This is a genomic window from Streptomyces sp. NPDC059355, from assembly GCF_042752335.1.
In the GTDB taxonomy this organism is placed as follows: Bacteria; Actinomycetota; Actinomycetes; order Streptomycetales; family Streptomycetaceae; genus Streptomyces.
The window spans coordinates 40,288-65,391 of sequence record NZ_JBHYXN010000035.1 but is presented as its reverse complement, the minus strand read 5'-3'; the positions used below and the strand labels follow the sequence as shown (position 1 = coordinate 65,391).

Here is a 25,104-nt window from a genome sequence, read left to right as displayed (position 1 = left end):
TCCACAGAAGTCCGAAGCGTTCCGATCGGTACCGATCGGTCCGCAGGGCTGCCGGACGACCGCCGCAGGACTGCCGCAGGACCGGCGGAGAGCACGGAACGGTTCCGGCCAGATCCCTGCCGCCCTCCCACCGCCCCGCGAGCAGCGCCCCGGCCCGCGTCACACGTTCGGGGGCTCCCCCTCGATCGGACGCCCGAGCACCCCCGGCCGCCGCTGCCACGGCAACGGCCCGCCCGGCGGCCGGTACTCCACGCCGAGGGCGTCAAGCCGCCGGTAGTGCCCGCCCATCCGGGCCTCGAAGCCCGCGTAGTCCCGCTCGCCCGGCTCCGGCAGCCGCGACCACACCACCTCGGCGAAGGCCGCCAGCCGCGGGAACACCTGGTAGTCGACGCGGCTCTGGTTCTCCATCACCTCGGTCCACACGTTGGCCTGCGCGCCCAGCACGTGGGACGCCGCCTGCGCGGAAAGCTTCGGCGGCACCGGCTCGAAGCGGTACACGTCCTCCAGCGAGCGCACGTACCCGATCGGCATCGGCTCGTCCGCGCCGCCCGCTTGACGGTGGTCCAGGTACACCTGCTGCTCGGGGCACATCACCACGTCGTGACCGGCCTCGGCGGCGGCGATCCCGCCCGCGTACCCGCGCCACGAGGAGACCGCGGCCCCCGGCGCGAGCCCGCCCTCCAGGATCTCGTCCCACCCGATCAGCCGACGCCCGCGCTCCGCGAGCCAGCCGTCGAAGTGCCGGATGAACCAGGACTGCAGCCCGTCCTCCCCGTCCACCCCCAGCTCCCGGATCCGCTCCTGCGCGAGCGCCGAGGCACGCCACTGCTCCTTGGGGCACTCGTCGCCGCCCACGTGCACGAACGGCGAGACCTCCGCCGGGAACAGCTCCAGCAGCTCCTCGAAGACCCCCTCGTAGAAGCGCAGTACGGCCTCGGTCGGGGCGAGCACGTTCTCGTTGATCCCCCAGTCGTCCCACACCTCCAGCGCGCCGGTGTCCACGACGTCGGTGTTGCCGAGCTCCGGGTACGCGGCGATCGCGGCCTGCGAATGCCCCGGTACGTCGATCTCCGGGACCACCCGCACGTGCCGCTCGGCGGCATACGCGACGATCTCGCGGATGTCGTCCTGCGTGTAGAAGCCACCGTGCGGGGTCTCGTTCCACAGCGGCGAGGCCCGGTGCCCCCGGCGGCTGCGCGGCCGCCACGCGCCGACCTCGGTGAGCCGCGGGTACCGCTTGATCTCCACCCGCCAGCCCTGGTCGTCCGTCAGGTGCAGGTGCAGCACGTTGAGCTTGTGCGCGGCGAGCAGGTCGACGTACCGCAGCACCCCCTCCTTCGGCATGAAGTGCCGGGCCACGTCGAGCATCATCCCGCGCCACCCGAACCGGGGGCCGTCCTGGACGCCTCCCACCGGCAGCCGCCACTCGCGGCCCGGGCTCGCGGGCGCGCGCCGGTAGGCCCCGGGCCCGAGCAGCTGACGCAGCGTCTGCGCGGCGTAGAAGAGGCCCGCCGGGTCGGCGCCCTCCAGCAGCACCCACCGCCGCGTGACGTGCAGCTCGTACGACTCCGCGCCGACGCTGCGCGCGAGCTCGGGGCGGAGCACCAGCCGGATCACCGCGCGCTCGCCGTACGTCCGCCCCGGCGCCGGCGCGGGCAGCTCCCAGCCGGTGGCTGCGCCGAGCTCCCGGCGCAGCCACCGGGCGGTGCCCTCGGTGCCGGGGCCGGCGTCGAGCAGCGGATCGTCCAGTACGCACGCGTCGGCGCCGTCGCCGTCGCCGTCGCCGCCCTCCCGGGCGAATCGCGCGTACCGGGGCTCCGGAATCAACTCGGGCATGGCCTCGACCCCTCCACCGTCCAGCCGTTGCGGCATGCGCAACGCTCGTTTCACAGGGCGCCCTGCGTCTGTGCGGCCGACCCTAGGCCCTCCCCCCGGACGCGGCAAAGGCCCCCGGACGCGCCTGAGCGCGTCCGGGGGCCTTCGACGGCTTTCCGAGGACCTCGGGCCCGTGGAAAGGGGGCCCGACGGACCGGGCCTAGTTGTCCTTGCCGCCCTTGTCCTTGTCCCCGCCGGGACCCATGGACTCGTAGATCTCCTTGCACATGGGGCAGACCGGGTACTTCTTCGGGTCGCGGCCCGGTACCCACACCTTGCCGCACAGCGCGACGACGGGGGTCCCGCCGAGCGCGCTCTCCATGATCTTGTCCTTCTGGACGTAGTGGGCGAAGCGCTCGTGGTCGCCGTCGCCGTGGGACACCTGCGGCGTCGGCTCTACGAGGGTCCCCGTACCAGTCCCGCGCTCGGGCTCAAGAGTGCTCATGAAAACCAGGGTACCGACCCGTGCACGGCTCAGTTGAGCGACGGGTCGTCGGGATACGTGGCGACCATCGCGAGCTCGCTGCGCTGGCGGCGCAGCACCGCCCGCCACAGCCTTTCGGGATCCGGGTACGACACGTCCCCGGGCTCCGACTCCACGACGTACCAGGCGCCGTCGCCGAGCTCGATCTCCAGCTGGCCCGGGCCCCAGCCCGAGTACCCGGCGAAGATCCGCAGCGAGCCGAGGGCCGCGGCCAGCAGCTCCGGCGGGGCCTCGAGGTCGACCAGCCCGATCGCCCCGTACACGCGGCGCCACCCGAGCGGCCCCTCCTCTCCGGGGATGACCGCCACGCCGAGGGCCGAGTCCAGGCCCACCGGCCCGCCCTGGAAGACGACCCCGGGATCGCCGGCCAGGGTCGCCCAGGGCAGCAGGATGTCGCCGACCCCCACGGGGGTGGGCCGGTTGAGGACCACGCCGAGCGAGCCCTGCTCGTCGTGGTCGAGCAGGAGCACCACCGCGCGGTCGAAGTTCGGGTCCGCGAGGGCTGGGGTGGCCACGAGCAGCCGCCCTGTGAGGGAGGACACCTCGGTCATGCCGACATGATCTCGCACATTCGCCTTCCAGGGGGAGCGGACGGACACCTCCGATCGCTCGCAGCTCAGGGCGCACGGCAGCAGGGAGGAGCGCGTGCCGGCGAAGCGGGCGGAACGCAACACTCCGCCATGCGATGGATACGGAGGGTGTTGTGCCGAATTCATGACAGTCCTACGGCCACGTCGGCCTTACGAACAAGGGGGTGGTGGCCCTTACCCTTTTCCCTGGCCCCCTGCCCACCCCTCTCCGGAACGCGAGATTCATGACCGGCATCAGTGACGATGTACTGCTTGTCCACGGCGGCACCCCGCTCGAGGGCGAGATCCGTGTCCGCGGTGCGAAGAACCTCGTGCCCAAGGCCATGGTCGCCGCTCTGCTCGGCAGCGGACCCAGCCGGCTGCGCAACGTCCCCGACATCCGTGACGTGCGTGTCGTCCGCGGGCTGCTCCAGCTGCACGGGGTGACGGTCCGCCCCGGCGAGGAGCCGGGCGAGCTGGTGCTCGACCCGACGCACGTCGAGAGCGCGAACGTCGCGGACATCGACGCCCACGCGGGCTCTTCGCGCATCCCGATCCTCTTCTGCGGCCCGCTGCTGCACCGCCTCGGCCACGCCTTCATCCCGGGCCTGGGCGGCTGCGACATCGGCGGCCGGCCGATCGACTTCCACTTCGACGTGCTCCGCCAGTTCGGCGCGACGATCGAGAAGCGCGAGGGCGGCCAGTACCTGGAGGCCCCGCAGCGCCTCCGCGGCTGCAAGATCCGCCTGCCCTACCCCTCGGTCGGCTCGACCGAACAGGTGCTGCTGACGGCCGTCCTGGCCGAGGGCGTCACCGAGCTGAGCAACGCCGCGGTGGAGCCGGAGATCGAGGACCTCATCTGCGTGCTGCAGAAGATGGGCGCCATCATCTCCATGGACACCGACCGGACGATCCGGATCACCGGTGTCGACCGCCTCGGCGGCTACAACCACAAGGCGCTCCCGGACCGCCTGGAGGCCGCCTCCTGGGCTTCCGCGGCGCTGGCGACCGGCGGCAACATCTACGTCCGCGGGGCGCAGCAGCGCTCGATGATGACGTTCCTGAACACGTACCGCCGCGTCGGCGGCGCGTTCGAGATCGACGACGAGGGCATCCGCTTCTGGCACCCGGGCGGCCCGCTCAACGCGATCGCGCTCGAGACGGACGTGCACCCCGGTTTCCAGACCGACTGGCAGCAGCCGCTGGTGGTCGCCCTGACCCAGGCCACGGGCCTCTCGATCGTCCACGAGACGGTCTACGAGTCCCGTCTGGGATTCACCTCGGCGCTCAACCAGATGGGTGCACACATCCAGCTGTACCGGGAGTGCCTGGGCGGCAGTGCCTGCCGGTTCGGGCAGCGCAACTTCCTGCACTCGGCGGTCGTCTCGGGCCCGACGAAGCTGCAGGGCGCCGACCTGGTCATCCCCGACCTGCGCGGCGGGTTCTCGTACCTGATCGCGGCGCTGGCGGCCGAGGGCACCTCGCGGGTCCACGGCATCGACCTCATCAACCGCGGCTACGAGAACTTCATGGAGAAGCTCGTGGAGCTGGGAGCCAAGGTCGAACTCCCGGGCGGCGACCTCGTCTGAGCCGTACGGCCGACCGAGAGCCCCCCGGGCCCCGCAAGGGCCCGGGGGGCTCTCGCATGTGCTCACCGGCCCGCACACGGCCGCCCAACGGCCGTACGGGGCCCTCTCACCGGGCCCGTGCGGCCGTACGGGGCCCTCACCGGCCCGTGACGACCGAGGCCGGCCGAGGACCCTGGACAGGCCGAAGGGCGGCCTCCCCGCCCGGGGGTGGCCGCCCTTCGCCAGTACTGCGTACTGCTCTGCCGCTCCGAAGGCCCGTACGGGCCCCGGTACGGGCAGGACTTACTTGCCCTTGGCGGCTTCCTTGAGCTTGGAGCCCGCGGAGACCTTCACGCTGAAGCCGGCCGGGATCTGGATGGGGTCGCCGGTCTGCGGGTTGCGCGCGGTGCGAGCGGCACGGTGGGTGCGCTCGAAGGTCAGGAAGCCGGGGATGGTGACCTTCTCGTCGCCCTTGGCGACAATCTCGCCGACGGTCTCGGCGAGCGCGGCCAGAACGGCGTCGGCGTCCTTGCGGGTCACCTCGGCGCGCTCGGACAGAGCGGCCACCAGCTCACTGCGGTTCATGTTGTACTCCCGTGTTCAACTTGCCTTAGAGGCGTGAGATCGAAGCCGATGCTGCCAGGGCCCTCGGACAGTCCCCGGACCCGGGTCTGAACGTCAGACCCTCTCGCCCGGTTACGCATCCTGCCCCCACCAGCGGCGGGAAAGCCAATCCGGCACCCGCCAGGGTCACACGAAAAGCGCCACAGTCACGCCGCGGTGACGCTCCGTCCGCACTTGGTGGATGCGGACCGCGGACCTCGCGGGCATCCCCGCAACCCTAGAGGCGGCCCGCCGGGCCCGCATCTCGCGACGCGCCGGGAACGGCGAGCCGTGAGGGCCGTCACAGCGGCGGCCGGACCCGGCGCGGCTCCAGCCGATTCCGCGTCAGATCGCCGAGGCGGCCTTGCGGACGGCTCCGGCGACCGCGCCGGCCACCTTGTCGTTGAACACCGACGGGATGATGTAGTTGGCGTTGAGCTCGTCCTCGCCGACGACGTCCGCGAGCGCGGTCGCGGCGGCCAGCATCATGTCCGTGTTCACCGTGCGGGACTGGGCGTCCAGCAGACCGCGGAAGACACCCGGGAAGACCAGCACGTTGTTGATCTGGTTGGGGAAGTCGGAGCGGCCGGTGGCGACGACGGCGGCGGTCTGGCGGGCGACGGCCGGGTCCACCTCGGGGTCCGGGTTCGCGAGCGCGAACACGATCGCACCCTCGGCCATGGCGGCGACGTCCTCGCCGGACAGCACGTTGGGGGCGGAGACGCCGATGAACACGTCGGCGCCGACCACGGCCTCCTTCAGAGTGCCGGTGTAGCCCTCGGGGTTGGTGTTGTCGGCGATCCAGCGCAGCGGGGAGTCGACGGCCGCGTCGACCAGGTCGGTGCGGCCCGCGTGCACGACACCGTGGATGTCGGCGCTGACCGCGTTCTTCACGCCGGCCGCGAGGAGCAGCTTGAGGATGGCCGTACCGGCCGCGCCGGCGCCCGACATGACGACCTTGACGTCGCCAACTGCCTTGCCCACCACGCGAAGTGCGTTGGTGAGGGCGGCGAGGACGACGATGGCGGTGCCGTGCTGGTCGTCGTGGAAGACGGGGATGTCGAGGGCCTCGCGCAGCCGGGCCTCGATCTCGAAGCAGCGCGGCGCGGAGATGTCCTCGAGATTGATGCCGGCGAAGCCCGGGGCGATGGCCTTGACGATGGCGACGATTTCGTCGGAGTCCTGGGTGTCGAGGCAGATCGGCCAGGCGTCGATGCCCGCGAAGCGCTTGAAGAGGGCGGCCTTGCCCTCCATGACGGGCAGCGCGGCCATCGGGCCGATGTTGCCGAGGCCCAGTACGGCGGAGCCGTCCGTCACGACTGCGACGGAGTTGCGCTTGATGGTGAGGCGGCGCGCGTCCTCGGGGTTCTCGGCGATGGCCATGCACACGCGGGCGACGCCCGGGGTGTAGATCATCGAGAGGTCGTCACGGTTGCGGATGGGGTGCTTGGACGCCATCTCGATCTTGCCGCCGAGGTGCATCAGGAAGGTTCGGTCGGAGACCTTGCCGAGACTGACGCCCTCGATGCCGCGCAGCTTGCCGACGATCTCGTCGGCGTGCGCGGTGGAGGTCGCGGCGATGGTGACGTCGATACGGAGCTTCTCGTGACCGGAGGCGGTCACGTCGAGGCCGGTGACCGACCCACCGGAAGACTCCACGGCGGTGGTCAGCTGGGAGACCGCGGTTCCGCTCGCGGGCACTTCCAGGCGGACCGTCATCGAGTACGAGACGCTGGGCGCCGTTGCCATGGCCGTGTTCCTCTTCTGTCCCTGGTTTTTTGTACACACACAGGGCCCTACTGCACGGCAGGTGCGGCAGGACCTGTTGTCCGATCGTCCCACCTACCAGCCAGTACAAGGTAACCAGCTACAAATTTCGGAAAGACACTTCCACCATGCGAGATAGAACAGGCGTGCGGAAGCGTAGGCCCGTACGAAAAAGGTCCGCGCCCCTCGGTATCCGAGGAGCGCGGACCTGTATGAACGTCTATGACACCGACCCGCCATGCTCGCCTCGCGGCAAGTGGTCGCTCTAAGCGACGAAGGTTGGGCCCGGGGGCTTGGATCGAGTCGGTGCCGTACCCAGGCTAACAAAGGATCGCCGGAAGCGATCCCCCTCCAGGGGGTTGACCTCGTCCCACCACGCGTGTGGCCGCGAGCCATCCGTGCCACGCGCTCCCACCGGGCGCGGACCGCGCGGCCCTACGGCTTCAGCAGCGCCGGCACCCCGTCCGCGTCGGGCTCGTCGCGGCCGGCGGAGACCACCGTCAGCTGCTGCGTCGCGCGGGTCAGGGCCACGTACAGGACCCGCAGGCCCGCCGGGGACTCGTCGGCGATCTCCGCCGGGGAGACGACCACCGTGGCGTCGTACTCCAGCCCCTTGGCCTCCAGGCTGCCGAGCGCCACCGCCCGCTCCCCCAGGTCCGCCAGCCAGCCCGCGGCCTCCGCGCGCCGGTCCATGGCCACGACCACGCCGACCGTGCCGTCGACCTGCTCCAGCAGCCTGCGCGTCTCCTCGCGGACCGCGGCGCCCAGATCACCGCCCGCGGCCGTGAAGCGGGGCTCCAGCCCCGTGGAGCGGACCGCCGTCGGCGGTTCCATGCCCGGCATCGCCAGCCGCAGCACCCGGGCCGCGACCTCCGCGACCTCCGCCGGGTTGCGGTAGTTGACCGTGAGGGTGAACCGGCGGCGCGGCCGCGATCCCAGGGCCTCGTCCCGCGCGGCGGCCGCCTCCTCCGGGTCCGTCCACGAGGACTGCGCCGGGTCTCCGACCACCGTCCAGGTGCCCATCCGGCCCCGGCGGCCGACCATCCGCCACTGCATCGGCGTCAGGTCCTGCGCCTCGTCGACGATCACGTGCGCGTACTCGGTGCGCTCCGCCGCGATCCGCTCCGCCCGCTCCCACTGGGTCTCCTCGCGGGTCGGCATGAGCTCCTCCAGCCCGCTGAGCTGGTCGAGCGGGTCGAGCTGCCGCTTGCGCCTGGGCCGTGCCGGGGCGCCGAGCAGCAGCTGGAGCTCGTCCAGCAGCGCCACGTCGTGCACCGACAGCGGACCCTTGCCGTCCGGGCCCACCCGGCGCAGCGAGCGCGCCAGCTGGCGGGTCTCGCGCGGGTTCAGGACCCGCCGCGACCAGCGGCCGAGCCGGCGCTCGTCGGCCATCGCGGCGAGCACCGCGCGCGGGATCAGCTCGGGCCACCAGGCATTGAGGAAGTCGATGAACGCGTCCTCGGTGGAGATGTCCTCGTCGAACGCGGAGCGCAGCTCGGCCGCCAGCTCCGGATCGCTGTGCCGGCCGGCCCCGCCGGATCTCGAGTACAGGGCGTCGAGGAGCAGCTTGCGGGCGCGCGGGCGCAGCAGGTTCACGGGCGCGGTGCCGCTGAGCACGTTCTGCCGGATCCGGTTCAGCTCGTCGGCCTCCAGCTCCTGGCGCCGCCCGAAGGCCACGACGCGCAGCCGCTCGGGGGCGTCACCGAGTTCGAGTGCGCCCCGTACGGCCTTGTGGAGCACCTTGCGCATGCGCGAGGAGCCCTTGACACGGGCCACGGCCGGTTCGTCGTACGTGGTCGCCTCGGCGCCGTCGACCAGCGAGCCGAGCGCCCGGATGGCGACCTGGCCCTCCTCGCCGAGCGAGGGCAGCACGCCCTCGGTGTACGCGACGAGCAGCGGGGTCGGCGAGACGATCAGGATGCCGCCGGAGTAGCGGCGCCGGTCCTGGTAGAGCAGGTAGGCGGCGCGGTGCAGGGCGACGGCGGTCTTGCCGGTGCCGGGCCCGCCCGCGACCTCGGCGACCGAGGCGGCGGGGGCCCGGATCACCATGTCCTGCTCGGCCTGGATGGAGGAGACGATGTCCCGCATCGAGTGCGTACGGGCCCGCCCGAGCGCGGCCATCAGGGCGCCGTCGCCGATGGCGGGCAGCTCCCGGCCGTCGAGGGAGGCGGTGATCTCCGGGCGCATCAGGTCGTCCTCGACGCCGAGCACCTTGCGGCCCTTGGAGCGGATGACGCGGCGCCGCACGACGCGGCCCGGGTCCTTGGGCGTGGAGCGGTAGAACGGCGCGGCGGCCGGCGCGCGCCAGTCGATGACCAGCGGCGCGTAGTCGGCGTCGAGCACGCCGATGCGCCCGATGTGGAGCGTCTCGGCGATGTCGGCGGTGAGGTCCTCGCGGATCGCGTCGTCGGCCGGCGCGACGGAGGTGTACGCACCGTCGGGCCCGCGCTCCCCGTCCTTGCCGAGGACCAGATCGATCCGGCCGAAGAGGAAGTCCTCGAACTCGTTGTTCAGCCGGTTCAGGTGGATACCCGCCCGGAAGACCTGCGCGTCGCGTTCGGCGAGCGCGCCGGGCGTACCGACCTGACCGCGTTTGGCCGCGTCGTTCATCAGGAACTCGGCCTCGTCGATCTTCTCCTCGAGGCGGCGGTACACCTGGTCCAGATGCGTCTGCTCGACCGCGATCTCCCGATCGCGGACGGAATCCGCCGTGCTGTCGACAGCGGCATTCTGCGCGGCCACCAAGGCCCCCTTCTGACGTGCATGGGCGACCGTCAACCGTACGCGAAGCTGCACCCTGTCCGCACGCCCGTTCCGGTGACCGGGCGAAGATCACTGCCCGGTCGCCGTCCGGTCGCCACCCGATACCTACCCGGGACGGGCCGCGAGCACCCTGCGGCGGTGCCGGGCGACCCGCTCACGGTTGCCGCACAGCTCGCTGGAACACCAGCGCCGCCGGTGCCCGCGCGAAGTGTCCAGGTAGACGCGGGTGCAGCCGTCTCCTTCGCAGGAGCGCAGCAGGTCCCGTTCGCCGGGATCGGTGAGCAGTTCCACGGCGTCCCGGGCCACGGCGGCGAGCAGCGCACCGCATTCCACACCGCCGCACAACTCCCGTACGAGGTGACCCTCTTGGTCCTGTACGGCACACAGTCCCGGGGGTGGACCGGCGGCCAGCGCGTTGACCCGGGCCAGCGCGCCCTCGTCGGGACCGGCCCCGGCGAGCTCGGCCCGTACGAGGCTCCCCACATCGCGGCGCAGCGCCCGGAAGGCCTCCACCCAGTCGGGGCCCACCCGGGCGATCGGCGTCCGGTCGGGCACGAGTCCGGCTCCGGCCAGCCACAACCGCAGCTCGTCGCCGTCTTGGATCTCCTCGGCGCCCGCGGGGGCGGCGAAGGTGGCCACCAGGTCCAGGCACACCCGCCCGGAGTCGAACCACATGCCCGTCACCGCCTCTTGCCTAGGGGTGCGCGTGCTTCTCAGAGTGCCGGGCGCCGGGTCGATGCGGAACCCCCCGTACGGGGGCTCCCCCGGGGGACGCCCCCTAGAGGGGGGACGCCCCCTAGAGGGGCGGGTCGTCGTGGAGGAGGCGCTGGAAGAGGCGGTGGTCGCGCCAGGCGCCGTTGATGTGCAGGTAGCGGGGGGCGAGCCCGTACTGCTCGAACCCGGCCTTGGCCAGGACCCGCTGGGAGGCCAGGTTGTCGACCAGGGTTCCGGCCTCGACGCGGTGCAGCCCGTACGTGTCGCGGGCGATCCGGCAGACCTCCAGGGCGGCGGCGGTGGCCAGCCCCTTGCCGTGCCAGGCCCGGTCGACCCAGTAGCCGATGCCGCCGCTGCGGAAGGGGCCGAGGACGATGCTGCCGAGGTTGATCATCCCGACGGGCGCGCCGGAGGCGGCCTCGACGAGCACGTACGAGGCGGCGCGCCCGGCGTCGCGCTCGGCGAGCAGCGCCTCGATCCGCGCGGCCTGCCCCGCCTCGGTGAAGAACACCTCGGACCGCCACGGTTCGAAGGGCGCCATGAAGTCCCGGTTCCGCGTCAGCGTGTCGGCCAGCCCGGCGGCGTCCCCGGCCTCGACGCCCCGCATCTCCACCCCGTCAATGATCACCAGGGCACGCTAGCCAACCCCGGCCGCCACATCCAGCCCCGCCGGCGTCCGAGGGGCGGGGGTACGGGGGTACGGGGCCGGCGCCCCCGCACGCCCCGGCGGCGGACCGGTCAGTCCACCGGCGCGCATTCACCCGCGTCCAGCGCCAGCCGGTACCCCCTCTTCACCACCGTCTGGATCAGGTTCGGCACCCCCAGCGCCCCCCGCAGCCGGGCCATCGCCGTCTCCACGGCGTGCTCGTCCCGCCCCGCCCCCGGCAGCGCCCGCAGCAGATCCGCCCGCCCCACGACCCACCCCGGCCGCCGGGCCAGCGCCCGCAGCAGCGCCATCCCCGCGGGCGGCACCGCCCGCAGCTCCGCGTCGAGCAGCACCGCGTGCCCCCGGATCTCCACCCGGTGCCCCGCCACCGGCAGGACCCGCGCCCGCCCCGGCAGCTCCTGGCACAGCAGCTGCACCAGCGGCCCGAGCCGGAACCGCTCCGGCTGCACCGTGTCCACCCCGTGCGCCTGCAGCGGCAGCGCCGTCACCGGCCCCACGCACGCCGACAGCACGTCCCCCCGCAGCGCCGTGAGCACCGCCTCGTCCATCCCCCGCTCCCGCGCCCGCGCGAGCAGCGACGCCGCCGCCGGAGCCGAGGTGAAGCTCACCGCGTCGATCGCGCCGGCGCCGGCGGCCACCGCGTCCAGCAGCCGGTCCATCGGCGCGAGGTCCTCCGGCGCCATCCACCGGTACACCGGGACCACGACCACCTCGGCCCCGCCGGCGCGCAGCGCCTCGACGAATCCGGGCAGCGGCTCCCCGTGCAGCTGCAGCGCGATGCGCCGCCCGGCGACCCCGGCGGCCAGCATCCGGTCGAGCACCTCCGCGAGGGATTCCGACTGCGGGGACCACGTCTCCACCAGAGCGGCGGCCCGGACGGCCCCCTTCACCTTCGGTCCGCGCGCCAGCAGTTCGGTGGCCCGCAGCCGCGCCAGCAGCTCCTCGCCGATCCCCCACCCGTCGGCGGCCTCGATCCACCCGCGGAATCCGATCGCGGTGGTGGCGACGACCGTGTCCGGCGGGGAGGCGATCAGCTCCTTGGTGGCGGCGAGCAGTTCGCTGTCGTCGGCCAGCGGCACGATCCGCAGGGCCGGGGCGTGCACGACGGTGGCCCCCCGCCGGCGCAGCAGCGCGATCAGCTCGTCCGCCCGCCGGGCCGCGGTGACCCCCACGGTGAACCCCGCGAGCGGGCCCGCCGCGGGGGCGGCCGTAGGGGTGGCGACTGTGCGGGTGTCGTCCATGGTGACCTGCCTTGCCCAGTGGGTCGTCATCACGTCGCGCGATCACATGTCGCGAGAACGGAACCGAGCTTGTCAACTCGGCGTGTCAGGCTCGGTTCCGCCGTATTTCGTGTCCGTAAACCGCCGTTACACCGATGTGAGCTGCGGCTTCGCCTCGGCCCCGGCCGCCGGGAGTACCGCGGGGGCGGGCCGGCGAAGGTATACCGCCCACGTCACCGCGCAGCACGCCGCGTAGAAGCCGAGGAAGGTGACGAAGGCGGCCGTCCCGGACCCGGAGGTCGAGAACGCCTCCCGGAAGGCCAGGTTGATCCCGAGGCCGCCGAGTGCGCCGACCGCGCCGATGAGTCCCATGGCGGCCCCGGACAGCCGGCGCCCGTACGCGGCCGCAGCCTCGACGCCCATGCCCCGCGCCAGCGCCTTGGCCTGGAAGATGCCCGGGATCATCTTGTACGTGGAGCCGTTCCCGAGCCCGCTGAGCACGAACAGCGCCACGAACCCGACGAGGAAGACGGGCAGCGAGTCCTCGCCCGAGGCGTAGACGACGATCCCGGTCGCGGCGGCCATGGCGACGAACGTCGCGAGGGTGATCCGGGCGCCCCCGAACCGGTCCGCGAGGGCGCCGCCGACGGGCCGGATCAGCGAGCCGAGCAGCGGCCCGACGAAGGTGAGCGAGGCGGCCTGGAGCGGGGTACGGCCGAACTGCGTCTGGAGGACGAGCCCGAAGGCGAAGCTGTAGCCGATGAAGGACCCGAAGGTGCCGATGTAGAGGAAAGCCATGATCCAGGTGTGGGCGTCCCGGACCGCCTCGCGGACGGCTCCGGTGTCGTTGCGTACGGGCGCCAGGTTGTCCATCCGCAGCAGGGCCAGCGTCGCCGCGGCCACGATCAGCGGCAGGTAGACGGCCAGCAGCAGCCTCGGGTGCCCGGCCCCGGCGGTCCCGATGACCAGCAGGGCGACGAGCTGCACCACGGGCACGCCGATGTTCCCGCCGCCCGCGTTCAGGCCGAGCGCCCAGCCCTTCTTGCGCAGCGGGAAGAAGGCGTTGATGTTGGTCATGGAGGAGGCGAAGTTGCCGCCGCCCACGCCGGTCAGCGCGGCGACCGCCAGGAAGGTCCCGTACGAGGTCCCCGGCTCCATGACGACCAGCGCGGCCCCGGTCGGCGCGAGCAGCAGCAGGGCGCTGACGACGGTCCAGTTGCGGCCGCCGAAGCGGGCGACGGCGAAGGTGTACGGCACCCGGACGAGGGCGCCCACGAAGGTGGCCGTCCCGATGAGGAAGAACTTCCCGGCCGGGTCGATCCCGTAGGCGGGGCCCATGAAGAGCACCATCACCGACCACAGGGTCCAGATGGAGAAGCCGATGTGCTCGGAGAGCACCGAGTAGAGCAGGTTCCGGCGGGCGATGCGCTCCCCGGACTCCTTCCAGAAGGTCTCGTCCTCGGGTTCCCACCGCTCGATCCAGCGGCCCCCCTTGCGCGGTGCGGTCGTACCGGTCATCACACGCCTCCACAGCTCTCGTGTCCGTGGTGACGACCGTAGGAACGGCGCGTTTCGGCCCCGGTCCCCGCGGGATGACCGGTGGGAAACCTTGCACTCACCCGCCGCCGGGGCCGCCTGTGAGCGCGGCGGGGCGCCAGCTCGCCGGGGGCACCTCCAGCCAGCCGTGTCCGGCGGCGAGGAGGTCCGCGGCCCGGTGCAGCGCGTCGAGCCCGGGGTGGCTGAAACCCTTGCGCCACACCATCGACAGCGGGGACAGCGGCACCGGATCGACCAGCGGCCGCTTCACGGACCCGGGCAGGTCGAGGAAGTCCACGGTCACCAGGACCGGGTTGCGCGTCTTGGCCATGACCCGGCCGAACTCGTCCTTCCCCATGGCCACGGGTGCGGGCGGCGCGAGCGCGATCCCGCGGCCCTCCAGCAGCTCGCGGGCGAGCCCGGTCCACTCCAGGGTCCGCGGATTGCCGGCCCCGGCGTACACGCTCTCCCCGGCCAGCGCGTCCAGCGGTACGTCGGCCCGCGCGGCCAGCGGGTGCCCGTCGGGGAGCAGCACCGCGAGCGGCTCGTACCGTACGGGCCGGTGCGCGAGGCGGGCCCGCAGCCTCGGATCCAGGCCGTCGGCGTACCCGAAGGACACGTCGAGGCGCCCGGCGGCGACCTCGGCCGCGGCGTACGTCAGCCCGCTCTCGAAACGGGCCATCAGCTCGCAGTCCGGGGCGAGTTCGCGGGCCCGCTCCAGGACGGTGCGGGCGGTGCTCGGCCCGTCGGTGTTGAGGTCGACGAGCAGCGCCCGGGGGCCGGCGAAGGCGGCGGCGAGCGCCTCGTGCGCGGCCAGCACCCGCCGGGCCAGGGGCAGCAGCCGCTCGCCGTCGGCGGTCAGCTCGACGGCGCGGGTGGTCCGTACGAACAGCCCCGCGCCCAGGGCGGTTTCCAGCCGCCGTACGTCGCGGCTCAGTGCCTGCTGGGCGACGTACAGGCGGGCGGCGGCGCGGGTGAAGTGCAATTCCTCGGCCACGGCGACGAACCCGCGCAGCAGCCGGGGTTCCACATCACGGGGTATCACACAGGGAGACTAACAACGGAACCGGGTGAATGGCTCCTGAACAGGTGTTGGACGCCCGGGGACCCCGCGCCGGAGCCTTGGATCATGCCGCCGCTGATGACCGTGACGGGCTCGACGCTCGTGATAGCCCCCGCCCCGCACCACCACCACCGCCGCCCCCGGGCGCAGGGCCCGTACGCCCGCCTCTTCTCGCACCCCGGGACCCGGGCCTTCACGGCCGGGAACCTGCTGGCACGCCTCCCCATGGGCATGTTCGGCATCAGTGCGGTCATGATGATCGCCGGCCAGCGCGGCTCGTACGCCCTTGCCGGTGCGGTCACCGCCACCGGAATGGCCGCCACCGCGCTGGTCGCGCCGTGGACCGCCCGCCTGGTCGACCGGTACGGCCAGGCCCGGGTCGCCGTTCCGGCGACGCTGATCGCGGTGCTCGGCTCGGTGGCGCTGGTCGCCTCCGTCCGTGCGCACGCCCCCGCCTGGACCCTGTTCGCCTCGTACGCCGCCACCGCGACCACCCCCAACATCGGCGGCATGTCCCGGGCCCGCTGGACCCACCTGCTGCGCGGCTCCCCCGCCGCGCACCACACGGCGATGTCGTTCGAGCAGGCCGCCGACGAGCTGTGCTACATGCTCGGCCCGGTGGTGGCGGCGTTCCTCTGCTCGGCCGCCTTCCCGGAGGCGGGCACCCTCACGGCGGCCGCCCTGCTCCTGGCGGGCATGCTCCTCTTCACGTCCCAGCGCAGCACGCAGCCCCCGGCATCGCCGCCCCGCGCCGGCAGGTCCCCGCTTCGCACCCTGATGCCCGTACTGGCCCTCTTCGCTCCCCTGGGCCTGCTGTTCGGCTCGATGGAGGTGACGTCGATCGCCCACCTCGACGCCCGCGGCCTGGGGGGCGCCACCGGCCTGGTCCTGGCCCTCCAGGCGGCGGGCTCCTGCGCGGCCGGCCTGCTCTACGGCACCCTGCGCCCCCGGTCCCTGCGGACCTGCCTGATCACCCTGACCGCGGCCCTGACCCTCCCCTGGGCGGCGGCGGCCACCGGATCCCTCCCCCTGCTGGCCGCCGCCCTCCTCCTGGCCGGCATGGCCACGGCCCCGACGATGGTCACGGCGATGTCCCGCGTCCACGCCCTCGCCCCCGAGGGCCGCCTCAACGAGTCGATGACCCTGGCGGTGACGGCCATCCTGACGGGCATAGCCCTGGGCGCGGCCGCGGCGGGCACCCTGGTCGACCACCTGGGCCCCACGACCCCCTACGCCCTCCCGGCAGCAGCGGCCGCCCTGGCCCTCCTCATCTGCCAGACGGTACGACTTTCCGGTACGACTCAGGTACCGTGAAGTCGTACCACGACCGGAGGAGCGGCCATGTCCATAAGCGCCAGTGAAGCCAGGGCGACCCTGTTCCCGCTGATCGAACGCGTCAACACCGATCACGCCCCGGTGCGCATCACCTCCAAGAACGGTGACGCCGTTCTGATGTCCGCCGACGACTACGACTCCTGGCAGGAGACCGTCTACCTGCTGCGCTCCCCCGCCAACGCCCAGCGGCTGATGGAAGCCGTCGCGCGCGACCGCGAGGGCGCGGCGTCGGTCGCCAAGAGCATGGACGAGCTGCGGCAATTGGCCGGAGGGGAGGAGTGAGGAGCGTTCACTTCGACCCGGCCGCGTGGGAGGACTTCCTGTTCTGGCTCTCCTCCGACCTGAAGATGGCCCGCCGGATCACCCGTCTGATCGGCGAGATCCAGCGCGACCCGTTCACCGGCATCGGCAAGCCCGAACCACTGAAGGGCGAACTGTCCGGCTACTGGTCTCGCCGCATCGACGACGAACACCGCCTCGTGTACCGGGCGGACGAGAAGGAAGTGAAGGTGCTCAAGGCGCGCTATCACTACTGATGCCGCGGACGCTTCGGGCATGACGAAGGCCCCGCAGCCTGGTGGCTGCGGGGCCTTCGCCCACATGGGATGAGTGGAGATGGCGGGAATCGAACCCGCGTCCAACGGTGCAGAAGCAGGGCTTCTCCGAGCGCAGTCCGCTGCGCTTTTCTCAGCCCCGGAGATCACACGGACAAGTCTCCGACGGGCTCAGTCACTGTTTGGTTTCCCTCCAACCCCCGTGACCGGGGCTAGAGGTTTAGATCCCTAATTGACGCCAGGATCCGGACCGGGACCACTTCCGGGCTGACGCTCCTCACAGAGGCTTCAGCTCACTGTTATTAGGCAGCGAGGGTGAAGCGGGAGTTATCGCTCTTGGAGTTGGCGATTATTTTTTGCGACATGTGGTTAGCGAGATCATTGCCGCTTCCTCGGCTCGCTTCCCCTGCATCGACATCCGCTGTCGAAACCGATCATCCCCATGTTTTGTTAACAAAGTGCTCCCACCGCGAGCGGCGGGTGCTGACGCCATGGTACGCGAAGTGGACCACGGGATGCCAGGAGATTACAGCTGACCGCGCTCCTTGCGCTTCACGGCCGAGATCACCCGGTTCGTCTCGCGCGTGTCCTGCTTCTCGCGCAGCGACTGGCGCTTGTCGTACTCCTTCTTGCCCTTCGCCAGCGCGATCTCGACCTTCGCCCGGCCGTCCTTGAAGTACAGCGAGAGCGGCACGATCGTGTTGCCCGTCTCGCCGGTCTTCGAGTCCAGCTTGTCGATCTCCTCGCGGTGCAGCAGGAGCTTGCGCTTGCGGCGGGCGCTGTGGTTGGTCCAGGTGCCCTGGCTGTACTCCGGCACGTGCACGTTGTAGAGCCAGGCCTCGCCGCTCTCCACCGACACGAACCCGTCCACCAGCGAGGCCCGGCCCTGGCGCAGGGACTTGACCTCGGTACCCGTGAGCACGAGACCGCACTCGTAGGTGTCGATGATCGTGTAGTCGTGGCGCGCCTTCTTGTTCTGGGCGATCAGCTTGCGCCCTGTTTCCTTAGCCATAGTGCGGTCATTTTCGCACTACGGACCCACCCCGAGGCCACCCAATACCGCGCGGGCCCGCTCCTCGGCCCCGTCGCCCGCCACCAGGTCGGGGGTGATGCCGCTGCCGTCGAGGCTGCGGCCCGCCGGGGTGCGGTACGTGCCCACCGTCAGCTCCGCCACCGATCCGTCCGGGAGCGGCGTCGGCATCTGCACCGAGCCCTTGCCGAAGGTCCTCGTCCCCACCGCCACCGCGCGGCCGCGGTCCTGGAGGGCGCCCGTCACCAGCTCCGCCGCGCTCATCGTGCCGCCGTCGACCAGCGTCACCAGAGGTCTCGCGGTGTCCCCGCCCGGGCTCGCGTACAGGGCGCGCTGGGCCCCCCGTACGTCGTACGTGGCCACCAGCCCGCCGTCCAGGAACGCCGAGGCGGCCGTCACGGCCTCGGTGACGAGGCCGCCCGGGTTGCCGCGCAGGTCGAGCATGAAGCCGGTGCCGGGTCCGGCCGCACGGACGGCGGCCCGGACCTGTTCGCCCGAGCCGCGGCTGAAGGAGGCGACCTTGATGACGGTGATCCCGCCCGGGAGCTCCCGTACGGTCACGGGCTCGGTGTGCAGCTGCTCGCGGCGCAGGGTCTCGGTGAGGTCGGCGCCGTCCCGGGTGAGGTGAAGGACGACCGGGGTGCCGGCGCCGCCGCGCAGCAGGGCGACCACGTCGCAGACGCGCAGGCCGGTGACGGCGTGGCCGTCGACGCTCAGCAGCCGGTCCCCGGCGCGCAGGCCGGACCGGTCGGCGGGACTGCCCGGCTGGACCTTCTCGACGGCGATGCGGTCGTCCCGGCGGCTCTCGATCCAGAGGCCGACGCCGGTCCAGCGGCCGTCGAGGTCGTCGGTGAAGGCGGCGTACTCGCCCTGGTCGTAGACCATGCCCCAGCGGTCGCCGCTGCGGCTGACCACCTCTTCGGCGGCCTTCTTGCCGGATTTGCCCTCGGCGGCGGCTTCGGCCGCGGCGCGGGCGACGGCCTCGCGGTCGGCCGTTGCGGTCCCGGCCCCGGTCTTGGTCTCCCGGGGAGCCTCGGATCCGGCCGCGGGGTTCTGCGTACCGGCGGCCGCTAACCCGGCGCCCGCGGCGCCGACGGCGCCCGCGCGGTCCCAGCAGCCGGTGCCCGCCGCCGCGCCCACGGCTGCGATGAAGGCCAACGTCAGAGCGGCCCCGCGACGCAGGTCGCGGGGCCGGAGACAGAAGGCGGGCAGTCCCGGCATGGCGCCGAGTCTAGGACAAGCCCCGTGGAGGCACGGCGGGTTGGGCGCACCTCACACGGGGCGCTTGTCACACCTTCAGGTACTTGCGCAATGCGATGAAGGCGGCCAGCGAGGGCATCAGCACCCCGATGACCAGCACCAACGGCAGCTTCGTCAACACGGAGTCCCAGCCGATGAAGTTGATCAGCTCCATCTTCGTGCGCAGCGAGGCGCCGTGGTCGATGACGAAGTACTGGCCGGCGCCGAGCATGCCGCAGGCGAACACGGCGCCGATGAGGCCCGCGAAGGCGGCCTCCATGATGAACGGCACCTGGATGTAGAAGCTCGAGGCGCCCACGAGCCGCATGATCCCCGTCTCACGCCGTCGGCTGAAGGCGGAGACGCGCACCGTGTTGACGATCAGCAGCAGGGCCACGATCAGCATGATGAGCATGATGCCGAGGGCGGCCCAGTTGAGGTAGCCGAGCATCGTGAAGAGGTTGTCGAGCTCGGTGTGCTGGTCGGCGACCGACTGGACGCCGTCGCGGCCCGCGAAGGCCGTCGTGATGACCTTGTACTTCTCGGGCTGCTTGAGCTTCACCCGGAAGGAGTCGGGCATCTGGTCCGGGGTGATCACCGAGGCGAGCGCGGTGTGCCCGAAGCGCTCCTTGTAGTGCTTGTAGGCCTCGTCGGAGGACTCGTAGTGGACCGTCTCGACGAGGTCCATCTTCTTCAGGTCGGTCTCGATCTGCTGCTTCTGCTCGGGAGTGACCGCACCCTTGGCGCAGGCCTTGCTCCCGCTCTCGCTGTTGTCCTCCGCGTCGCTCTTGTTGCAGAGGTAGATCGAGACGTTGACCTTGTCGTACCAGTAGCCCTTCATCTTGCTCACCTGGTCGCGCATGAGCAGGGAACCGCCGAACAGGGCCAGCGACAGGGCCACGGAGATGATGACCGCGAAGGTCATGGTGAGATTGCGGCGGAGGCCGACGCCGATCTCCGACATGACGAACTGGGCGCGCATGACGTCTCAAGGGCCTTTCAGTGCTGGTAGCCGTAGACGCCGCGCGACTGGTCGCGCACGAGTCGGCCCTGTTCGAGTTCGATGACGCGCTTGCGCATCTGGTCCACGATCTGCTGGTCGTGCGTGGCCATGATCACGGTGGTGCCGGTCCGGTTGATCCGGTCCAGCAGCTTCATGATGCCGACCGAGGTCTGCGGGTCGAGGTTGCCGGTGGGCTCGTCCGCGATGAGGAGCGCCGGCCGGTTGACGAAGGCGCGGGCGATGGCCACGCGCTGCTGCTCACCGCCGGAGAGCTCGCCGGGCATGCGGTCCTCTTTGCCGCCGAGGCCCACGAGCTCCAGGACCTGCGGGACGGCCTTGCGGATCTCGCCTCTCGGCTTGCCGATGACCTCTTGGGCGAAGGCGACGTTCTCGGCCACCGTCTTGTTGGGGAGCAGGCGGAAGTCCTGGAACACGGTCCCCAGCTGGCGCCGCATCTGCGGGACCTTCCAGTTGGAGAGCTTGGCGAGGTCCTTGCCGAGGACGTGGACCTGGCCGTGGCTCGCCCGCTCCTCGCGCAGCACCAGCCGCAGGAAGGTGGACTTGCCGGAGCCGGAGGAGCCGACCAGGAAGACGAACTCGCCCTTCGCGATGTCCAGGGAGACATCTCTGAGTGCGGGGCGGTTCTGCTTCGGGTAGGACTTGGAGACGTTGTCGAATCGGATCACGGGTGCACCACGGTCGCCGGTAGGTGTGCGGAGTCGGTGTGCGTGACCATACGCGAACGGGCGGGGGGTGGGGGCCCGGCGTCCGGAGTTGCCCGATATATCCCCTGGTCCGGGAGGGGATCGTTCCGGGATGGTCCGTGATTGCCCGGACGGGCCGCGCCGAATGTCGCCGGAGCTGGCACAGTGGTAGGGGAACGGAGTCGTTCCTTCAGGCGTTGTTCACGTTGTTCGTTGTTCAAGGGGACGAGAGGAGGAGAGCGCATGACGTATGACCGGCTCGTGTGCGCGAACTGCGCCGCGCCCGTCAGCCAGGGCCGCTGCCCGGTGTGCCGGGCGAACCGGGAGCGCCTCCAGCAGCAGGAGGGCCCCTTCGGCGGCCTGAACCCGATGGCGCTCATCGTGCTCCTGGTGGTCCTCGTCGCGGCACTGGCCCTCCTGGCCCAGCAGACGGCCTAGCCCGGCGCAGCCCCCGTCCGCGTCCCGATCACCGACGCGGCCAGCAGACGCACGAAGGGCCCGGACACCTGAGGTGTCCGGGCCCTTCGTGCGTGCGCGTCCGGTTCTCGCTACGCGGTCTGCTCCTGCTGCTTGCGCCAGCGGATGCCGGCCTCGAGGAAGCCGTCGATCTCGCCGTCGAGCACCGCCTGCGGGTTGCCGACCTCGAACTCCGTCCGCAGGTCCTTGACCATCTGGTACGGGTGCAGGACGTAGGACCGCATCTGGTTGCCCCAGGAGCTGCCGCCGTCCTTGAGGGCGTCCATCTTGTCCTTCTCCTCCTGGCGGCGCCGCTCCAGCAGCTTGGCCTGGAGCACGTTCATCGCGCTGGCCTTGTTCTGGATCTGCGAGCGCTCGTTCTGGCAGGAGACGACGATGCCGGTCGGGAGGTGCGTGATGCGCACGGCCGAGTCGGTCGTGTTGACGCCCTGGCCGCCGGGGCCGGAGGCGCGGTACACGTCCACGCGCAGCTCGGTCTCGTCGATCTCGACGTGGTCGCTGGTCTCGACGACCGGCAGCACCTCGACGCCCGCGAAGGACGTCTGGCGGCGGCCCTGGTTGTCGAAGGGGGAGATGCGCACGAGGCGGTGGGTGCCCTGCTCGACCGAGAGGGTGCCGTAGGCGTACGGGGCCTTGACGACGAAGGTGGTCGACTTGATGCCGGCCTCTTCCGCGTACGAGGTCTCGTAGATCTCGGTGGGGTAGCCGTGCCGCTCGGCCCAGCGCAGGTACATGCGCTGCAGGCGCTCGGCGAAGTCGGAGGCGTCGACGCCGCCGGCCTCGGCGCGGATGTTGACCAGCGCCTCACGCTCGGCGTACTCGCCGGAGAGCAGGGTGCGGACCTCCATCTCGTCCAGCGCCTTGCGCACGGAGACCAGCTCGGTCTCCGCCTCCGCGAGGGTGTCCGCGTCGTCCATCTCCTGGGCGAGGTCGAACAGCACCGCGAGGTCGTCGATGCGGCCGCGCAGGGTCTCGGTCTTGCGGACCTCGGCCTGGAGGTGCGAAAGCTTGCTCGTGATCTTCTGAGCGGCCTCCGGGTCGTCCCACAGGGACGGCGCGGCGGCCTGCTCCTCGAGCACGGCGATTTCTGCCCTCAGCTTGTCGAGGTCCAGGACGGCCTCGATCGACCCCATGGTCGAGGAGAGGGACTTCAGCTCTTCGGAAACATCGACGACTGCCACGGGTCCAGCGTAGCCGGTCCGCGGGCGGCACTGTCCGGCCAGGCCGATTCACCCGTTCTGATGAACACGGGAACGGGCGTACGCTCACGGTATGAATCTGCTCCTCGTCAAGCGCCGCCATGTGGACCACATGCGTGTCACGACGACGAGCTGTCTGCCGCCGGACCATCCCCAAGCCTGATCCACCCCGATCCGACTTGGTCCTGTACGCGGCCCAAGCGGCTCCGGCGCCATCCCTGCCGGCGGCCCTCCCCATCCGCTGCCCCGACACCTCTGGGGAACAGGACCCCGTGACATCCGAAACGGAGACGTCATGCCGTCCGCGCACAACGATCTTTCCGCCGCTTCCGCAGTTCCGGCCCTCCCCGTCATCGACCTGTCCCAGGCCGACGACCCGGTGCAGCGGCCCGACTTCCTGAAGAAGCTGCACGCCGTGGCCCGGGACACCGGCTTCCTGTACCTCACCGGGCACGGGATCACCGAGCCGGAGACCGCCCGCATCCTTGAGCTGACCAGGGCCTTCTTCGCCCTGCCGGAGGACGACCGGCTCGCCGTGAGCAATCTGAACTCGCCGCACTTCCGCGGGTACACCCGCATCGGGCACGAGCTGACCGGCGGGGCCTCCGACTGGCGCGACCAGCTGGACGTCGGCGCCGAGCGGCCCGCGCCGGAGCTGGGGCCGGACGACCCGGCGTACCTGTGGCTGGAGGGCCCGAACCAGTGGCCGCAGGCGCTGCCGGAGCTGCGGCCGGTGGTGCTGGATTGGCAGGCCCGGCTGGCGGCCGTGGCGCACCGGCTGCTGCGGGAGCTGCTGATCGCGATCGGGGCGCCGTCCGACTTCTTCGACGAGGCGTTCGCGGACCGGCCGCACCTGCACACGAAGCTGATCCGCTACCCGGGATCCGCCCCGTCCGGGGCCGGCCAGGGGGTCGGGGCGCACAAGGACTACGGGTTCCTGACGCTGCTGCTGCAGGACGGCGTGGGCGGGCTGCAGGTGCGGCAGGGGGACGGGTTCCTGGACATCCCGCCGCTGCCGGGGGCGTTCGTGGTCAACCTGGGCGAGCTGCTGGAGATCGCGACGGAGGGGTACCTGGTGGCCACGGACCACCGGGTGGTCAGCCCGCCCGGGGCGGTGGAGCGGTACTCGGTGCCGTTCTTCTACAACCCGCGGCTGGACGCGGTGATCGAGACGGTGCCGGGCGAGTACCTGCGGTCGGCGCCGGGCGTCGCGCACGACGCGTCGAACCCGCTGCACGCGGAGTACGGCCGCAACGAGCTCAAGGGCTGGACCCGGGCCCACCCGGCGGTGGCCCGCCGCTGGCACCCGGAACTCGTCGAGGCGTAGCCCGCCCGGGAACCGGTCCCGGGGCCGGTTCCCGGGACCGGCCTGATCGGCAAGACGCTCTTCAGGGCCGGGCCGGGGTGGAGTGCTTCGTGTCCTGCGGCGGCGGCTCGTCGCCGGAGGCGGCCAGCCAGGTGCCCACGCCGAGCGCGGCGGCCAGCGCCACGGCCCCGGCCGTCAGGGCCAGGCGCCGCTTGCGGGCCGTCTCCGCCCGGTGGCGGGCCGATCCCGGGCGGTGGCCGCCCGCGGGGCGCGGGACCCGCGCCGTGCCCAGCGCGCCCCCGGCCAGCTCGTCCGGTCCCGGAACCCGCATCGAGGTGTGCGTGTCCCGGTTCGAGTCGGTCGCCGACCCCGGCACCAGCGGGACCACGCCCCGTCGGCGGACCGGCCCGTCGGCCTCCACCGGCTCCGCCGGCTCCGGATCCGGGTCGGGTTCGTACGGCTCGTCCACGTCCAGCGGCGGCATCCCGGCCAGGAGGGGGAGCAGGTCGCGCAGCCGGAGCGAGAGCTCCGAGGCCCTCAGCCGCGAGGCCGGCGCCTTCGCCAGGCACTGCACGATCAGCTGCCACAGCTCGTCCGGGATCCCGGGGAGCGGGACCACCGTCTCCGTCACGTGCCGGCGCAGCACCGCGCCCGGGTGGCCCCCGCCGAACGGCGTGAAGCCCGCCAGCAGCTCGTACAACACGGTGGCCAGGGCGTATATGTCCACTGCCGCTCTGGGCGGCAGGCCCTCCACGATCTCCGGAGCCAGGTAGTCCGGCGTGCCGATGATCCGGGTCGTCGGGGCCGAGGCCCGCGTACCCGGCGCCCCGGACGCCGCCCGCCGCGGCGAGTCGATCAGCTTGGCGACGCCGAAGTCGGTCAGCAGCGCCGGATGCGAGCCGCCGGGACCCAGCGGCCCCTGCATGTCCAGCAGGACGTTCTCGGGCTTCACGTCCCGGTGCACGACCCCCGCCGCGTGCGCCGCCGCCAGCGCGTCGGCGACGTCCGCGACGATCGCCACGGCCGCCTCGGGGGCGAGCCGCCGCTCCCGGTCGAGGCGCGTGCGCAGGTCCGTACCGCGTACGAGGTCCATGACCAGGGCCAGGTCGTTGCCGTCGACGACGAGGTCGCGGACGGAGACGATGTGCGGGTGGTCCAGGCCGAGCAGCGCACTGCGCTCCTGGACGAAGCGTCCGACCAGCTCCTGGTCGGACGCGAGGTCCTCGCGCAGCAGTTTGACGGCGACGGGCCCGTCAGGCCCCTCGCCCAGCCACACCGTGCCCGCGCTGCCGCGCCCCAGGATCTGGTGCGCGGTGTACCGGCTGCCGATCTTCCGTGCCACGACTGCTCCCTCAGCGGCTGGCGTACGCACCAAAGCTACGCGGCCGGATGGGGGTTGCACGCCCCGGAACACGGCGACCTTCACTT

General features: G+C 71.9%; 23 protein-coding genes and 1 other RNA gene. 6 read left to right on the top strand and 18 right to left on the bottom strand.

Annotated features, from left to right (window positions below; genetic code table 11):
* Positions 1–159 precede the first annotated feature (159 nt).
* The 3 genes from ACFXGI_RS28105 to ACFXGI_RS28095 form a co-directional block, all read right to left on the bottom strand.
* Positions 160–1,836, bottom strand: coding sequence for a beta-N-acetylhexosaminidase (locus ACFXGI_RS28105; RefSeq protein ID WP_384712252.1), 1,677 nt, complete (start codon positions 1,834–1,836; stop codon positions 160–162).
* A gap of 199 nt (positions 1,837–2,035) precedes the next feature.
* Positions 2,036–2,320, bottom strand: a complete 285-nt coding sequence (locus tag ACFXGI_RS28100) for a DUF3039 domain-containing protein (RefSeq protein ID WP_383567915.1) — start codon at positions 2,318–2,320, stop codon at positions 2,036–2,038.
* A 29-nt stretch (positions 2,321–2,349) separates the two neighbouring features.
* The gene (locus tag ACFXGI_RS28095) at positions 2,350–2,910 is read right to left on the bottom strand and encodes a YqgE/AlgH family protein (RefSeq protein WP_384712249.1); all 561 of its coding nucleotides are present in this window, start codon (positions 2,908–2,910) and stop codon (positions 2,350–2,352) included.
* A gap of 263 nt (positions 2,911–3,173) precedes the next feature.
* Between ACFXGI_RS28095 and murA the strand changes: the two genes are divergently transcribed.
* Positions 3,174–4,517 (top strand): UDP-N-acetylglucosamine 1-carboxyvinyltransferase, encoded by a 1,344-nt coding sequence (murA, locus tag ACFXGI_RS28090; RefSeq protein WP_030866623.1) that lies wholly within the window; start codon positions 3,174–3,176, stop codon positions 4,515–4,517.
* A gap of 282 nt (positions 4,518–4,799) precedes the next feature.
* Here murA and ACFXGI_RS28085 read toward each other — a convergent pair whose 3' ends face one another.
* The 8 genes from ACFXGI_RS28085 to ACFXGI_RS28050 all read right to left on the bottom strand — a co-directional run bounded on the left by ACFXGI_RS28085 (position 4,800) and on the right by ACFXGI_RS28050 (position 14,811).
* Positions 4,800–5,081, bottom strand: coding sequence for an HU family DNA-binding protein (locus ACFXGI_RS28085; protein ID WP_030161324.1), 282 nt, complete (start codon positions 5,079–5,081; stop codon positions 4,800–4,802).
* 363 nt (positions 5,082–5,444) lie between these two features.
* Positions 5,445–6,848 carry an NAD-dependent malic enzyme gene (locus ACFXGI_RS28080; RefSeq protein WP_384712245.1) on the bottom strand — a complete coding sequence of 468 codons (1,404 nt, stop codon included), beginning with the start codon at positions 6,846–6,848 and terminating at the stop codon, positions 5,445–5,447.
* 453 nt (positions 6,849–7,301) lie between these two features.
* Complete coding sequence (locus ACFXGI_RS28075; RefSeq protein ID WP_384712242.1) at positions 7,302–9,608, bottom strand: HelD family protein; 2,307 nt, start codon at positions 9,606–9,608, stop codon at positions 7,302–7,304.
* Between the two features lie 126 nt (positions 9,609–9,734).
* Positions 9,735–10,304 (bottom strand): CGNR zinc finger domain-containing protein, encoded by a 570-nt coding sequence (locus tag ACFXGI_RS28070; protein ID WP_384712316.1) that lies wholly within the window; start codon positions 10,302–10,304, stop codon positions 9,735–9,737.
* 121 nt (positions 10,305–10,425) lie between these two features.
* Entirely contained in the window at positions 10,426–10,950 is a 525-nt protein-coding gene (locus ACFXGI_RS28065; protein ID WP_384712314.1) for a GNAT family N-acetyltransferase, read from the bottom strand.
* 131 nt (positions 10,951–11,081) lie between these two features.
* Positions 11,082–12,251, bottom strand: a complete 1,170-nt coding sequence (locus tag ACFXGI_RS28060) for a uroporphyrinogen-III synthase (RefSeq protein ID WP_384712239.1) — start codon at positions 12,249–12,251, stop codon at positions 11,082–11,084.
* A gap of 126 nt (positions 12,252–12,377) precedes the next feature.
* Positions 12,378–13,748 (bottom strand): nitrate/nitrite transporter, encoded by a 1,371-nt coding sequence (locus tag ACFXGI_RS28055; RefSeq protein ID WP_384712236.1) that lies wholly within the window; start codon positions 13,746–13,748, stop codon positions 12,378–12,380.
* A 97-nt stretch (positions 13,749–13,845) separates the two neighbouring features.
* Positions 13,846–14,811 carry a LysR family transcriptional regulator gene (locus ACFXGI_RS28050; RefSeq protein WP_384712233.1) on the bottom strand — a complete coding sequence of 322 codons (966 nt, stop codon included), beginning with the start codon at positions 14,809–14,811 and terminating at the stop codon, positions 13,846–13,848.
* An 84-nt stretch (positions 14,812–14,895) separates the two neighbouring features.
* Between ACFXGI_RS28050 and ACFXGI_RS28045 the strand changes: the two genes are divergently transcribed.
* Genes ACFXGI_RS28045 through ACFXGI_RS28035 form a run of 3 tightly spaced genes read left to right on the top strand, consistent with a single transcriptional unit; the run spans position 14,896 to position 16,700 of the window.
* Positions 14,896–16,143, top strand: a complete 1,248-nt coding sequence (locus tag ACFXGI_RS28045) for an MFS transporter (protein ID WP_384712230.1) — start codon at positions 14,896–14,898, stop codon at positions 16,141–16,143.
* A gap of 27 nt (positions 16,144–16,170) precedes the next feature.
* Positions 16,171–16,446, top strand: a complete 276-nt coding sequence (locus tag ACFXGI_RS28040) for a type II toxin-antitoxin system Phd/YefM family antitoxin (protein ID WP_053784891.1) — start codon at positions 16,171–16,173, stop codon at positions 16,444–16,446.
* Positions 16,443–16,700 (top strand): Txe/YoeB family addiction module toxin, encoded by a 258-nt coding sequence (locus ACFXGI_RS28035; RefSeq protein WP_351778350.1) that lies wholly within the window; start codon positions 16,443–16,445, stop codon positions 16,698–16,700. The genes ACFXGI_RS28040 and ACFXGI_RS28035 overlap by 4 nt, the downstream gene beginning before the upstream one ends.
* A 71-nt stretch (positions 16,701–16,771) precedes the next feature.
* On the opposite strand, the gene ssrA is transcribed toward ACFXGI_RS28035, so the two are convergent.
* From ssrA to ftsE, 5 genes are all read right to left on the bottom strand, one after another.
* Positions 16,772–17,160, bottom strand: a transfer-messenger RNA (tmRNA) gene (gene ssrA / locus ACFXGI_RS28030).
* An 84-nt stretch (positions 17,161–17,244) separates the two neighbouring features.
* The gene (smpB, locus tag ACFXGI_RS28025; RefSeq protein WP_356413833.1) at positions 17,245–17,730 is read right to left on the bottom strand and encodes an SsrA-binding protein SmpB; all 486 of its coding nucleotides are present in this window, start codon (positions 17,728–17,730) and stop codon (positions 17,245–17,247) included.
* 18 nt (positions 17,731–17,748) lie between these two features.
* Complete coding sequence (locus ACFXGI_RS28020) at positions 17,749–18,969, bottom strand: S41 family peptidase (protein WP_384712225.1); 1,221 nt, start codon at positions 18,967–18,969, stop codon at positions 17,749–17,751.
* A 67-nt stretch (positions 18,970–19,036) separates the two neighbouring features.
* The gene (ftsX, locus tag ACFXGI_RS28015; protein WP_384712222.1) at positions 19,037–19,969 is read right to left on the bottom strand and encodes a permease-like cell division protein FtsX; all 933 of its coding nucleotides are present in this window, start codon (positions 19,967–19,969) and stop codon (positions 19,037–19,039) included.
* A 17-nt stretch (positions 19,970–19,986) separates the two neighbouring features.
* Positions 19,987–20,676, bottom strand: a complete 690-nt coding sequence (ftsE, locus tag ACFXGI_RS28010) for a cell division ATP-binding protein FtsE (protein WP_030161344.1) — start codon at positions 20,674–20,676, stop codon at positions 19,987–19,989.
* A 261-nt stretch (positions 20,677–20,937) separates the two neighbouring features.
* On the opposite strand from ftsE, the gene ACFXGI_RS28005 reads away from it, so the two are divergent.
* Positions 20,938–21,132: a hypothetical protein gene (locus tag ACFXGI_RS28005; protein ID WP_229339286.1), complete on the top strand. Its 195-nt coding sequence runs from the start codon at positions 20,938–20,940 to the stop codon at positions 21,130–21,132.
* A gap of 110 nt (positions 21,133–21,242) precedes the next feature.
* Here the strand turns inward: ACFXGI_RS28005 and prfB are convergent, their stop codons facing one another.
* On the bottom strand, positions 21,243–22,352 hold the full coding sequence (gene prfB, locus ACFXGI_RS28000) for a peptide chain release factor 2 (protein WP_384712218.1): 1,110 nt from the start codon (positions 22,350–22,352) through the stop codon (positions 21,243–21,245).
* A 313-nt stretch (positions 22,353–22,665) separates the two neighbouring features.
* Here prfB and ACFXGI_RS27995 point away from each other — a divergent pair, with 313 nt between their 5' ends.
* Complete coding sequence (locus tag ACFXGI_RS27995) at positions 22,666–23,697, top strand: isopenicillin N synthase family dioxygenase (RefSeq protein ID WP_384712215.1); 1,032 nt, start codon at positions 22,666–22,668, stop codon at positions 23,695–23,697.
* 61 nt (positions 23,698–23,758) lie between these two features.
* On the opposite strand, the gene ACFXGI_RS27990 is transcribed toward ACFXGI_RS27995, so the two are convergent.
* Positions 23,759–25,018 carry a serine/threonine-protein kinase gene (locus tag ACFXGI_RS27990; protein ID WP_030866660.1) on the bottom strand — a complete coding sequence of 420 codons (1,260 nt, stop codon included), beginning with the start codon at positions 25,016–25,018 and terminating at the stop codon, positions 23,759–23,761.
* Positions 25,019–25,104: the final 86 nt, after the last annotated feature.

Excerpts from the sequence above, each read along its gene's own strand:
- ACFXGI_RS28105 (WP_384712252.1), bottom strand. The coding sequence starts at position 1,836 with ATGCCCGAGTTGATTCCGGAGCCCCGGTACGCGCGATTCGCCCGGGAG.
- ACFXGI_RS28100 (WP_383567915.1), bottom strand. The coding sequence starts at position 2,320 with ATGAGCACTCTTGAGCCCGAGCGCGGGACTGGTACGGGGACCCTCGTA.
- ACFXGI_RS28095 (WP_384712249.1), bottom strand. The coding sequence starts at position 2,910 with ATGACCGAGGTGTCCTCCCTCACAGGGCGGCTGCTCGTGGCCACCCCA.
- murA (WP_030866623.1), top strand. The coding sequence starts at position 3,174 with ATGACCGGCATCAGTGACGATGTACTGCTTGTCCACGGCGGCACCCCG.
- ACFXGI_RS28085 (WP_030161324.1), bottom strand. The coding sequence starts at position 5,081 with ATGAACCGCAGTGAGCTGGTGGCCGCTCTGTCCGAGCGCGCCGAGGTG.
- ACFXGI_RS28080 (WP_384712245.1), bottom strand. The coding sequence starts at position 6,848 with ATGGCAACGGCGCCCAGCGTCTCGTACTCGATGACGGTCCGCCTGGAA.
- ACFXGI_RS28070 (WP_384712316.1), bottom strand. The coding sequence starts at position 10,304 with ATGTGGTTCGACTCCGGGCGGGTGTGCCTGGACCTGGTGGCCACCTTC.
- ACFXGI_RS28065 (WP_384712314.1), bottom strand. The coding sequence starts at position 10,950 with ATGCGGGGCGTCGAGGCCGGGGACGCCGCCGGGCTGGCCGACACGCTG.
- ACFXGI_RS28060 (WP_384712239.1), bottom strand. The coding sequence starts at position 12,251 with ATGGACGACACCCGCACAGTCGCCACCCCTACGGCCGCCCCCGCGGCG.
- ACFXGI_RS28055 (WP_384712236.1), bottom strand. The coding sequence starts at position 13,748 with ATGACCGGTACGACCGCACCGCGCAAGGGGGGCCGCTGGATCGAGCGG.
- ACFXGI_RS28045 (WP_384712230.1), top strand. The coding sequence starts at position 14,896 with ATGCCGCCGCTGATGACCGTGACGGGCTCGACGCTCGTGATAGCCCCC.
- ACFXGI_RS28040 (WP_053784891.1), top strand. The coding sequence starts at position 16,171 with ATGTCCATAAGCGCCAGTGAAGCCAGGGCGACCCTGTTCCCGCTGATC.
- smpB (WP_356413833.1), bottom strand. The coding sequence starts at position 17,730 with ATGGCTAAGGAAACAGGGCGCAAGCTGATCGCCCAGAACAAGAAGGCG.
- ACFXGI_RS28020 (WP_384712225.1), bottom strand. The coding sequence starts at position 18,969 with ATGCCGGGACTGCCCGCCTTCTGTCTCCGGCCCCGCGACCTGCGTCGC.
- ftsX (WP_384712222.1), bottom strand. The coding sequence starts at position 19,969 with ATGCGCGCCCAGTTCGTCATGTCGGAGATCGGCGTCGGCCTCCGCCGC.
- ACFXGI_RS28005 (WP_229339286.1), top strand. The coding sequence starts at position 20,938 with ATGACGTATGACCGGCTCGTGTGCGCGAACTGCGCCGCGCCCGTCAGC.
- ACFXGI_RS27995 (WP_384712215.1), top strand. The coding sequence starts at position 22,666 with ATGCCGTCCGCGCACAACGATCTTTCCGCCGCTTCCGCAGTTCCGGCC.